Source organism: Corallococcus carmarthensis (assembly GCF_003611695.1).
In the GTDB taxonomy this organism is placed as follows: Bacteria; Myxococcota; Myxococcia; order Myxococcales; family Myxococcaceae; genus Corallococcus; species Corallococcus carmarthensis.
In genome coordinates, this window is record NZ_RAWE01000289.1 from 1 (window position 1) to 10717 (window position 10717).

Annotated in this window: 13 protein-coding genes and 1 pseudogene; 2 read left to right on the forward strand and 12 right to left on the reverse strand. The window is 69.6% G+C overall.

Translation table 11 applies throughout. The features are described from left to right. Positions 1-109 (forward strand): annotated as a pseudogene (locus D7X32_RS40320) (IS5-like element ISMra2 family transposase); the annotation flags it as partial. Between the two features lie 14 nt (positions 110-123). On the opposite strand, the gene D7X32_RS40325 reads toward D7X32_RS40320, so the two are convergent. Both D7X32_RS40325 and D7X32_RS45775 read right to left on the reverse strand, forming a co-directional pair. After that, entirely contained in the window at positions 124-390 is a 267-nt protein-coding gene (locus tag D7X32_RS40325; protein ID WP_158625850.1) for a DUSAM domain-containing protein, read from the reverse strand. 113 nt (positions 391-503) lie between these two features. Further along, positions 504-656, reverse strand: coding sequence for a hypothetical protein (locus tag D7X32_RS45775; protein WP_158625851.1), 153 nt, complete (start codon positions 654-656; stop codon positions 504-506). 274 nt (positions 657-930) lie between these two features. Between D7X32_RS45775 and D7X32_RS40330 the strand changes: the two genes are divergently transcribed. Continuing rightward, entirely contained in the window at positions 931-1491 is a 561-nt protein-coding gene (locus tag D7X32_RS40330) for a hypothetical protein (protein ID WP_120607829.1), read from the forward strand. Positions 1492-1494: 3 nt separating this feature from the next. Here the strand turns inward: D7X32_RS40330 and D7X32_RS40335 are convergent, their stop codons facing one another. The 10 genes from D7X32_RS40335 to D7X32_RS40380 all read right to left on the reverse strand — a co-directional run bounded on the left by D7X32_RS40335 (position 1495) and on the right by D7X32_RS40380 (position 10676). Further along, positions 1495-2379, reverse strand: coding sequence for a DUF3014 domain-containing protein (locus D7X32_RS40335; RefSeq protein ID WP_120607830.1), 885 nt, complete (start codon positions 2377-2379; stop codon positions 1495-1497). Positions 2380-2448: 69 nt separating this feature from the next. Next, positions 2449-3504 carry a hypothetical protein gene (locus tag D7X32_RS47705; RefSeq protein ID WP_120607831.1) on the reverse strand — a complete coding sequence of 352 codons (1056 nt, stop codon included), beginning with the start codon at positions 3502-3504 and terminating at the stop codon, positions 2449-2451. A gap of 8 nt (positions 3505-3512) precedes the next feature. Next, positions 3513-4388 (reverse strand): ribonuclease H-like domain-containing protein, encoded by an 876-nt coding sequence (locus D7X32_RS40345; RefSeq protein WP_120607832.1) that lies wholly within the window; start codon positions 4386-4388, stop codon positions 3513-3515. Beyond that, positions 4388-4825 (reverse strand): (deoxy)nucleoside triphosphate pyrophosphohydrolase, encoded by a 438-nt coding sequence (locus tag D7X32_RS40350; protein WP_120607833.1) that lies wholly within the window; start codon positions 4823-4825, stop codon positions 4388-4390. The genes D7X32_RS40345 and D7X32_RS40350 overlap by 1 nt, the downstream gene beginning before the upstream one ends. Continuing rightward, the gene (locus D7X32_RS40355) at positions 4822-5961 is read right to left on the reverse strand and encodes an outer membrane protein assembly factor BamB family protein (protein ID WP_244239453.1); all 1140 of its coding nucleotides are present in this window, start codon (positions 5959-5961) and stop codon (positions 4822-4824) included. Before D7X32_RS40355 ends, D7X32_RS40350 begins: the two co-directional genes overlap by 4 nt. Before the next feature lie 46 nt (positions 5962-6007). Further along, entirely contained in the window at positions 6008-6814 is an 807-nt protein-coding gene (locus tag D7X32_RS40360; protein ID WP_120607839.1) for a tetratricopeptide repeat protein, read from the reverse strand. Between the two features lie 98 nt (positions 6815-6912). Further along, entirely contained in the window at positions 6913-8322 is a 1410-nt protein-coding gene (der, locus tag D7X32_RS40365) for a ribosome biogenesis GTPase Der (RefSeq protein ID WP_120607835.1), read from the reverse strand. A 73-nt stretch (positions 8323-8395) separates the two neighbouring features. Then, the gene (gene era / locus D7X32_RS40370) at positions 8396-9349 is read right to left on the reverse strand and encodes a GTPase Era (RefSeq protein ID WP_120607836.1); all 954 of its coding nucleotides are present in this window, start codon (positions 9347-9349) and stop codon (positions 8396-8398) included. A gap of 80 nt (positions 9350-9429) precedes the next feature. Further along, on the reverse strand, positions 9430-9987 hold the full coding sequence (locus D7X32_RS40375) for a peptidylprolyl isomerase (protein ID WP_120607837.1): 558 nt from the start codon (positions 9985-9987) through the stop codon (positions 9430-9432). Continuing rightward, positions 9984-10676 (reverse strand): peptidylprolyl isomerase, encoded by a 693-nt coding sequence (locus D7X32_RS40380; RefSeq protein WP_120607838.1) that lies wholly within the window; start codon positions 10674-10676, stop codon positions 9984-9986. Before D7X32_RS40380 ends, D7X32_RS40375 begins: the two co-directional genes overlap by 4 nt. Positions 10677-10717 lie beyond the last annotated feature (41 nt).

Below are 10717 nucleotides of genomic sequence, written 5' to 3' on the forward strand. Positions count from 1 at the left end.
TCTCTTCAATCGCTTGAAGCAGAACCGGCGGGTGGCGACGCGCTATGAGAAGCGCGCCGCCAACTACCTGGCGATGGTCCTTATCGCCTCCATCCGCCTCTGGCTCTAATTTGCGGACACGCCCTAGGTGTCATCGGGGTCGTCGACATGGTCCAGGTGCGCCTGGAGCTGCGCTCGGTAAAGCGGCACCACCTCCGCCGCCATCGCATCCTCAAGCACCTTCCGCGCCCCGGTTCTATCCCCGCTCTCCTTGAGCAAGTCCGCCGCTCCGAACGCGCGCCCGATGCGATATGTGCCCTCGCGCGTCCGTCGGTGAATCTCCCTCACGAGCGCAGCTGTATCCGGCGCGCTGACGAGAGCTGCATCGGCGTCCTCACGCGTCAGCCCCACCTGGGGCGCCATCCAGTCATCGGATGTCACTGCGCCACCCCAGGCCCACACATGTCGAACGGCCATTGCCGCTGCCCTTTGCAGTGCTCCATGCACGAGCCGCAGGGACCTCCTCAATGCGGTTTCTTCGTGGACTGGTACCGGGCATACATGTCGATGCAGTGTTGCCGCCAACCGCCGTCCGCGTCTTCACTGGCGGCCGTGCTGGTGGCTTTCTCGAACTCGCGAGCACCCTGCATCAACGTCGCGGCTTCGCTCTCTGTCATCCCGCACGCTTCGGGGAGCCGGTACTTCTTGAGGCAACACACGGTGCTGCTTGCGCCAGGTAGTCGCCAGCGGAGCGGCGGCCTGTCTCATGCGCGACGGTTGAGCAGCCCGAGGCGAACGCCAGGCAGAACCCAGCCGCTATCCAGCGAATCACGTTCATCAGGCGAAGTCCGATAACACACCAGGCTCCACCGTCGGCCACCAACCTCCGGCCTCCAGGCTCTGGAATCTCGTGCTTCCCGAGTCCGGGTCCGGAACGTACCTTGGCGCCCCATGCGCCTCTTTCGACGAACCGGCCTCGCCGCGCTGTGCGGCCTCACCGCGGCCCTGCTGACGGGCTGTCCCGACAAGACGTCCCAGGCCCCCGTGGACGGCGGCACCCCCGGCGCCACGGCAATCCCGGACGCGGGCCCGGAGGCTGTCGTCTTCACGCTCCAGTACCTGTCACCAGACGGCGGCTCCGCGCTCATCCCCCTGGCCCTGGAGGAAAAGCCGCTCGTGGAGCCCACCGCCGACCTGGAGCTCCGCAGCACCCTGGGCCTCAAGAACTACCGCGTCCGGCTGATGGACGAAGCCGACCGGGCCATGGTCTCCGACGACTCCGTGTCCGAGGCCGATGACGGCCTCGTGTACCGCATCCACCTGCCGCAGCCGCTCAAGACCGGCTACTCGTACACCCTCGTCGTGGACTCGCAGACGGGCTCGTCGTTCCAGGACTCGCGCGGCCGCGACGTGGACGACCTCCGGGCCTCGTTCCAGATCATCGGCGACAAGGAAAAGGCCAAGCCGCCTCCGCCGCCCCCCGCCAAGGGCGGCAAGAAGAAGCACAAGTAGCCGTCACTCCTGGGTTTCTGACTGGCCGGGCGCCTGATCCGGCAACGGCTCGGGCGTCGCCGGCGCCGGGGTCGGCAGGTTCAGCGCCGTGCGCATTTCCCGCAGCTTCGCCTGGATGAGCCGCATGTTCCCCGGGCCCATCCGCAGCAGGTGCTTCTGGGCCTTGCTCAGCCCCTCCAGCTCCGGCGACGCATAGACATACAGCGCGCCCTTGGACTCCACCTCCACCGGGCCCTTCGGCACCGGGACCGCCAGCAGATGCTGGATGGCCCGGCCGAACGCCGTCTCGAAGCCCTGATCCGGCGGCGCGATCTCCCGGTAGGCCTGGTCGATGAGCGGCTTCAGCTCCCGGTACACCATCGCCGCGCCGGACGCGTCCAACGACCCCAGCACCCGGGCCACCAGGTCGTAGCGCGCGTAGCTCAGCGGCGCGATCTCCGAGCGCCCGTTCGCCCCGGCCGCGCCCACCTGGAACGCCCCCACCGGCGCCATGAACAACAGCGAGGCCCGGGGGCTCTCGCCGTCGGCGATGTTGCTCACGGACGCGGTGAACCGGCGCGCCAGGTCGCGCTCCTGGAGCCACCGCGCCAGCTCCGGGTCCACCGACAGCTTGCCCACCAACTCGCGGATGCGGCCGTCACTCTCCGGCAGCGACACCTCCGGGGGCGCCGCCGCCACGCCCGCGTCCACCACCGGGGGCGCCGTCACCACGGGCGGCGGCTCGGACTGGCGCCGCAGGCCGAAGTACGAACCCACCACCCCCAGGACCATCAACGCGATCAGGATGCCCAGGACCTTGCCCCGCGACGGAGCCTTGGGCGGCTCGGCCTGCGGCGGCGGTGGGATTCCTCCAGCAGAACCCGGATTCACGAAGTTCGGATCACTCATGGTCCCGGACCTTACAGACAGGCCTCCGAGCCATTCCACGCGGGCGTGCACAATCCACGCGCCCGGTGTTCACCGCGCCAGGAGAACCTCGTCCGGCAGCCGCCAGAGCTGGCCGTCCTCGGGCGACAGGAGGAGGCCGCCGGGCAGCAGGTGCACCGACGTGACGGCCTCCGTGGACAGCGGCAGCTCCCACGCGCACACGGGCCGCAGTGAAACGGGGTCCAGTTGAAGCAGGTACCACTCCCCCGCCTCCAACAGGTCCTCCACCGCCACCAGCACCGCCCGCTCTGTCACCAGCGCCGTGTACCCCGTGGCGAGCGTGCCCTGTTCCGGCAGCAGGAACTCCGCCGCCATCGTGGCTTCCGGGTACGTCCAACGCCGCACCCAGGTGCCCCCCACGCCGATGAAGCCCGAGCCGTCCGGGAAGAAGCCCGCCGGATAGAACGGCGCATCCACCGAAGCCACCGTCGCGCCGCGCACGAGCCCCGCCGCGCCATGCTCCACGAACGTGAGCCACGTGCCTTCCTGGCCCTGGCTCACCGCCACGCCCATCACCGGCAGGCGCGGATGCGGCATCCATTCGTGCAGCCCGTCCAGGTCGTCCTCGCCCTGCGGTGGCGTGTCCAGCGCCAGCCCGGCGTCCGTCCCCGCGACGTCTGATAACGTTTGGGAATCCAGGACGCGCACGAACGCCCGCCCGTCCTGGACGCCGCTCGTCCACAAGCCCTCGCCGGTGACGTCGAACCCCAGCGCCTGCGTGTGCCGCGTCCAGGCCCGAGCGGTCGTCTCCACCGGACTCCCATCCGCCGCCCGGCCCACCATCTCAATCCGCCCCGGACCCAACACCGCCACGCTCCGCAGCGACGGATGCAGCGCCACGAGCTGCGCCGTCCGGGGCAGCTCCAGCGCACGCGCGGGCGGCCAGGCTTCCAGCGCCCCCAGCACCACGAGCCGCCGCGAACCCACGGCCAGCCCCACCGCCTCCGCCGAGGGCGTCAGCACGAAGCCGTCCCCCGCCCACTCCGCGTCCGTGAGCGGCAGGGCCGTGAGCCGGGTGAGCTCCACGCGGCGGCTGGGAATGCCCCAAAGGGTGCCGGGCCGCGGCCGGCCGACCCAGGGGACCACCTGGCCGCTCAGGAATCCTGCTCCATGGCCCTCACGCGCGCGAGCGTGTCCACGTCGCGCTCGGTGGGCCCCAGTTCCAGGAGCAGCCGGCTCACGTCGTACAGCAGGTCTCCCCGCTCGAACACCTTCAGCCTGGGGACATCCAGGTTCAGGTCGTCCGCGCCCTTGTTGTACGAGAGGTCCATCAGCGACCGGAGCTGGAACGAGTCGTAGAGGTTGTACTCCACCAGGTAGCGCAGGGCCTCCACGTCGCCGCGCCGCAGGTACGCGCGCCACAGCAGCACCGCGTCGTAGCCGTTGACGCCCTTCAGGTGCGGCGGCCGCCCCACGCCCAGCTTGTCTTCAATCTCCTTCAGCCCGCCGCCCATCCCCAGCCGCCGCGTGACGAAGCGCAGGTCGATGTGCGCTTCCGGCACCGGGAAGTGCTTCTCGCCGAAGTACTCCTTCAGCACCGGCACGTCGAAGCACGAGCCGTTGAACGTCACCCACAGCCGCCGCTTCGCCATCGCGTCCGGCAGCGCGTCCATGTTCCGGCCCTGGATGAAGACGTGCAGCCCCGCGGCGTCGAACAGGCTCACCACCGTGGGCACCTGCGTCTGGCTGCCGTCCGTCTCGATGTCGAAGTAGACGGCGTCGTCCTGGAACTCCGGGAACAGGCGCCAGTGCTCGCGCGGCGGCACCATGCGGGCCAGTTCCTTCAGGTCCTTCCGGGCCAGGGCCTCGCGCGCCTCCGCGATGCGCTGACGGGCCACCGTGTCCGCCTTGCGGCTGATGACGATGCCGCCGTCCGGGAAGTCATCCCAGGTCCGGATGCCCTTGGACCACAGGTCCTTCTCCCGCCACGGCCCCACGCCGGGGATGTGCTGGAACGTGTGCAGCAGCATCAATCGAGCGCACCCAGCCTTCCCGCCAGCAGGTCGTCCAGCAGCGGCACGTCCGCCTCGCAGAACGGCAGCGCCTGCATCTCCGTGGGCGTGTGGAACGCCAGCTGGTGCGCGCCCAGCGGCTTCGGGTCGCCGGACACCAGCGTGGCCGCGAACAGCACCAGCTCCACCGTGAGGTCCGGGTACGTGTGCCGGCCCTCCCACAGGCGGCGGCCGACGGCCAGCTCCACGTCCAGCTCCTCGCGGCACTCGCGCGCGAGGGCGGCCTCGTCCGTTTCGCCCGCCTCCACCTTGCCGCCGGGGAACTCCCAGAGGAGCGCGCGGCTCCCACCGGGAAGGCGCTGCTGGACCAGGTACCGCGGCCCGCCGTCTTCCGGGCCGGGCCGGGGAATCAGCGCAGCCACCACCCGCACCGTCCGGGGCACGGCGCGCGTCACCCGCGCGGCCCCTTCTTCACGTTGTTCATGTCCAGCGAGTACAGGTACGCGTTGTTGGACAGCACGTACACCCGCGAGCCCACGACGAACGGCGGCGCGGAGATGCCCACGCCCGGGTTCCACGACAGGCGCGTCTTGCCCGTCGTCGGGTCCACGAACAGCAGCGCACGCTCGTTGGGCACCAGCAGCATTCCCCGCGCCAACACGGGAGCGAGCGCCGTCCTGTCCTTGAGGGGGAGCGACCAGATGAGCTTCCCCGTCTCCCCCAGGTAGGCGTCCAGGCGGCCGTCGCCGGAAGCGAACACCACCTCGCCCCGCGACAAGAGCGACGTCAGGCCGCCCACGCTGGTGTTCCAGATGACGGCGCCGGTGTCCGCCTCCAGGGCGTACAGGCCGTTCTTGTACGAAGCGACATAGAGCCGCCCGGCCGAGTCGATGGCCGGCGTGGTGTCCACGTCCAGGAACTCCGTGCCCGCGCCCGACAGGGACTTCTCCCAGACGACGCCGCCGTCCTCCACCTTGAGGGCGACGAGGAAGCCGTCGGAGAAGCCGATGTACGCGGTGCCCTGGTCCACCTTCGGCGCCGAGGCACCCCGGATGGTGAAGCCGGACGGCGGGTCGCGCCGGTACTGCCACACCCACGTGCCGTCGGTCGCCTTCACCGCGAACACCGTGTCGGTGTCCGAGGCCACCAGCACCAGACCATCCGCGAGCACCGGCACCGTGGCCAGGGACTCGTTGGTCGCGTACTTCCACTTCACCGCGCCCGTGCGGCCATCCAGCGCGTACAGCACGCCGTCACCGCCCGGCATGTACAGGACGCCTTCGCTGGCGATGCCCCCCGCGAGCGCCCGCGCGCCCGTGCGGAAGGACCAGGCCACCTGCCCGTCCGGCCCCACCGCGCGGATGTAGCCATCACGCGTCTGGGCGATGACGTTCCGGCTCTCCGGGTCGAACACCGGGGAGGCGGGCTCGCGCGGCGAGTACTCCAGCAGCGGGGTCTTGTCGACCAGCCCCTTCCACCAATGCACCTGGAAGTAATCCACGGGCGGCTGACGGGGCGCCGCGGGCAGCTCCGGGTTGCCGTGCAGCGGCGCCCCAGCACACCCGGCCAGGAGCCCCGCCCCGGCCACCATTCCCACCCACCGCTTCCACCGAGCGAGCCGCATGGTCATGAGCGCGCTACGGCTGACCCGCGTCCGTGGCCGTCGCGGCGGGCGGCGCCGGCGTGGGCACCTTCACGCCCTCCGCGGCCAGCACCGCCATGCGCTCGGTGGCCTGACGGGCCGCGGCGCTGTTCGGGTGGTCCGTCGGGATCTTCGACAGCACCTGCGCGGCCTCGTCCTTCTTGCCCTGCAGGATGAGCATGCGGGCCTTGTGGTACGCGCCCATGCCGACCAGGTACTCGCCGGTGTCCGCCTTCTCCATCGCCTCGAAGGAGGTGATGGCCTTGGCGTAGTCGCCCTTGGCCTCGTAGGCGTAGCCCTGACCTTCCAGGGCGCCCGCGCGCAGGGCGTCGTTCTCCGGAGCGCCCTTGAGGAAGACGTCCAGGGAGGCCAGGGCCTCGTCGTTCTTGCCCAGCCGGAACTCGGCCTTCGCCTGCGGCAGGGCGGCGGTCGTCGCCGAACGCGTGCCCTCGTGCTCCTTGCGGAAGGCCGCCAGCTGCTTCACGACCTCCTCGTCACGGGCCTGCACCGTGGGGAACGGGGGCTCCGTGGCCGTGGGGTCCGCCGGGTCCACGCCCGTCACGGGGCGGTCCAGGACGGTGAGGGCCTGGCCCAGGGCCATGGAGGCGGTCTCCTCGCCGCGCTTGGACACCTCGCTGGCGATGGCCACACCCACCGCGCCCAGCACCAGCACGCCGGCGCCAATGGCGAGGAACTTCTGGCGCTGCATCAGCCAGTCACGCGCATCCGCTCCCACCTTCTGGAAGGCGTCCGGCTGACGAAGCTCCTGCTGGCGAATCTTCTCGGTCTTCTGCTGGGCCACGATGAAGGGACCTCTCTCCGGCTCGACGGTGCTCTTCGCTCTGGGAAAGCGGCGCACTGTAAAGAGCGCCCGCTGGGAGTGTCAACGCGTGAGCGCGGTCAGTCGCGCCCCGCGCGCTTGCCACCCTTGCCACCCTTGCCCACCAGGTGCGGCTTCTTGCGCGCCTCGCGCTTGGCCTTGCCTGGACGATCACGGAAGAGCAACCGGATGGGGACCCGCAAATCGAACGTCTTGCGGATCTGGTTGGTGATGTACCGCTTGTACATGTCCGGCACGCCCTCTGGGGCGTTGCACGTGAGGGTGAACGTCGGCGGCGCCGCCGCGACCTGGGCGATGTAGTACAGGCGCAGCGGCTTGTTCTTCACGATGGGGGCCGGGTTGTTGTCCACCATGTAGTCCAGCAGCTTGTTGAGCTGGGGGGTGGGCGCCCGGAAGCGGAACTGCTTGGCCAGCTCCACCGCCACGTCCACCACCTTCTCCACCTTGGAGCCGTGGAGGGCGGACGTGAAGATGACCGGCGCGTAGCCCACGAACTTGAGCGCGATTTTCAGGTCCTCGCGGAAGGACTCCTGGCGGCGCTTGTCCTCCGCGATGAGGTCCCACTTGTTCACCACGATGACCAGCGCGCGGCCCCGGTCCATGGACAGGCCCGCGAGCTTCGCGTCCTGATCCACCGCGGGCTCCGTGGCGTCCATCAGCAGCACCGCCACGTCGCTGCGCTCCAGCACCTTCAGCGCCGCGATGACGGAGTACTGCTCCACCTGGTGCGCGATGGTCTTCTTGCGCCGGATGCCCGCGGTGTCCGTGAGGATGAGCTGATTGCCCTTGTACGTCACCTCGGAGTCGATGGGGTCGCGCGTGGTGCCGGCGACCTCGCTGGTGACGACGCGCTTCTCCTTGAGGATGGCGTTGACCAGCGTGCTCTTGCCCACGTTGGGCCGGCCGATGATGGCCACGCGGATCTTCCCGTCGTCCGGCGGCGCCTCGGAGTCCTCGCCCTCCTTCTTCTCCGGGAGCTTGGACACCACGGAGTCCATCAGGCTGCCCATGCCCAGGTTGTGCTCGGCGGACATGGCGTTCACGTCGCCCAGGCCCAGGCGGAAGAACTCGCCGGCCAGCGACTGCATCTGCCCGGACTCGTTGTCCAGCTTGTTGGCCGCGACGACGACGGGCTTGCCCGCCTTGCGCAGGTAGTTGGCGACGGCCTCGTCCGCCGTGGTCATGCCCGCGCGGGCATCCACCACGAAGATGATGACGTCGCACTCCTCCACCGCGAACTGCGCCTGCTCGCGCACCTGCTTGAGCAGCGAGTCCTTCTCACCGGGGACGAAGCCGCCCGTGTCGATGAGGGTGAAGGCGCGGCCCTCCCACTCCGCGTCGGAGTAGTGCCGGTCGCGGGTGACGCCCGGCTCGTCCTGCACGAGCGCGATGCGGCGGCCCACCAGGCGGTTGAACAGCGTGCTCTTGCCCACGTTGGGGCGACCGACAATGGCGACCAGCGGCTTCATGGATTCTCTTTCGACAGCGACGACGACTTCTTCGGCGGCAACGACGTCAGCGGCAACGGCTTCAGCGGCGACATCACTCGTACCCCAGCTTCCTCAGGCCCGCGGCACGCTCGCTCCAGCGGGCCTCCACGCGGACGCGCAGGTCCAGGTACACGTGCGCGCCCAGCAGACGCTGCACGGACTTGCGCGCGTCCGTGCCAATGAGCTTCAACATCTGCCCCTGCTTGCCAATCAGGATGGCCTTCTGGCTGTCGCGCTCCACGTAGATGGACGCCGCGATGCGGATGAGGCCGCCCAACTGGCCGGGGGGCGTCCCGGGGCGGGGCTCGCGCTCGGACTCGTCGAACACGTCCACCAGCACCGCGGTGGAGTACGGGATCTCCTGGCGGCAGTGCCTCAGCACCTGCTCGCGGATGTACTCCCCCACCAGCACGCGCTCCTGCTGATCCGTGAGCATGTCCTCCGCGAAGAGGGGCTCGCCTTCCGGCAGGTGGCCCAGCACGACCTGGAACAGGTGATCCACGCCGTCCTTCTCCCGCGCGGAGATGGGCACCACCTCCGCGAAGGGGAACTCCTGGCCGTAGAGCGCGATGAGCGGCAGCAGCTTCGACTTGGGGATGGAGTCGATCTTGTTGATGACCAGGAACGTGGGCTTGCCCACCTTCTGCAGCCGCTCGAGGATGGCGCGGTTGCCCGGCGTCACGTCCAGCGTCTCGCCCTGGGGCGGCTCGATGAGGAAGAGGACCAGGTCCACCTCCTCGGCCGCGGAGAGGGCGGCCTCCACCATGTAGCGGTTGAGCTCTCCCTTGGCCTGGTGGATGCCGGGAGTGTCGAGGAACGCCACCTGCCCTTCCGGACGCGTCACCACGCCCAGGATGCGGTTGCGGGTGGTCTGCGGCTTGGGCGAGACGATGGCGATCTTCTCGCCGGTGAGCGCGTTGAGCAGCGTGCTCTTGCCCACGTTGGGCCGGCCGATGAGCGCGGCGAAGCCAGCGCGAGGGGTCTTCTTCTGGGACTGAGAGGCCATACTTCCGGAGATGATCAGTGGGCCTTCCAACTGCGACGACGGGAAGGCCCCGGGGGAACGGCTATAGACGGCGGACGGCCTTACGACGGCCGCGCCGTGGAGATGGTCAACGTCTGGATGCGCACGTCCCGGCGGGGACGGTCATTTGAATCCTTGGGAAGCTCATTGGCGATGCGGTCCACCACATCCTGCCCCTCCACCACCTCGCCGAAGATGGTGTAGCGGTTGTCCAGGTGGGGCTGCGGCGCCGCGGTGATGAAGAACTGACTGCCGTTGGTGTTGGGGCCCGTGTTGCCCATGGCCAGCACACCCTTCCTGTCGAAACGCCGGCCACTCTGGAACTCATCCTCGAAACGGAAGCCCGGCCCATTGTTGCCCCGGCTGGTCGGGTCCCCGCCCTGAATCATGAAGTCCTTGATGCAGCGGAAGAAGAGCGTCCCGTCGTAGAGCGGGCGGCCGTGCTGGGCCTGGAACGTCACCGGGTCCGTCCAGGGCTTCTCCCCCGTGGCCAGGCCCACGAAGTTCTCCACCGTCCGCGGCGACTCCTTGGAGAACAGGCGCACGACGATGCGCCCCTCCGTCGTGGTGAAGGTGCCGAACAGCTCCGTGCCCGCGCGGGCCTGCTCCATGAAGCTCATTGCGGGGTGGCCTTGGGGGCGGCGGGCTTGGACGCGGCCGGCTTCTTGGCCGCCGCGGCAGGAGCACCCTTGGGAGCCTTGTCACTCAGGGTGATGCCTTCCAGGACCACGGGCGTCTGCGGGCGGTCCTGCGCGCTGCGCGGCACGTTGCCGATCTTCTCCACCACGTCGTAGCCCGTGACGACCTCGCCGAAGATGGTGTGGCGGCCGGTGAGCTGCGCGGGCGTGGAGGTGGTGATGAAGAACTGGCTGCCGTTGGTGTTGGGGCCCGCGTTGGCCATGGCCAGCAGGCCCTGCTTGTCGAAGCTGCGGCCGCTCTGGAACTCGTCCGCGAAGCGGTAGCCCGGGTCGCCCCGGCCGGTACCGGTGGGGTCGCCGCCCTGAATCATGAAGCCCGGGATGACGCGGTGGAACACGGTGCCCGCGTAGAGTGGCTTGCCCTTCACCTGCTCGCCCGTCGCCGGGTCCGTCCAGGCCTTCTCGCCGGTGGCCAGGCCCACGAAGTTCTCCACCGTCTGGGGCGCGTCCTTGGAGAAGAGCTTCAGCGTGATGACGCCCTGGCTCGTCTTCAGGGTCGCGTAGACGTCCTTGCCGGCCCGGACCTTCTTCGTCCAGGGGCCCACGGCGGGCTCGGCGGCCAACGCCACGACGGCGGCCAGCGCCACGGTGATACCGAGAAGACGGTGCATACGGGACGGCCTCCAGGGCAGGAAGGCGCGGACCCTACCCC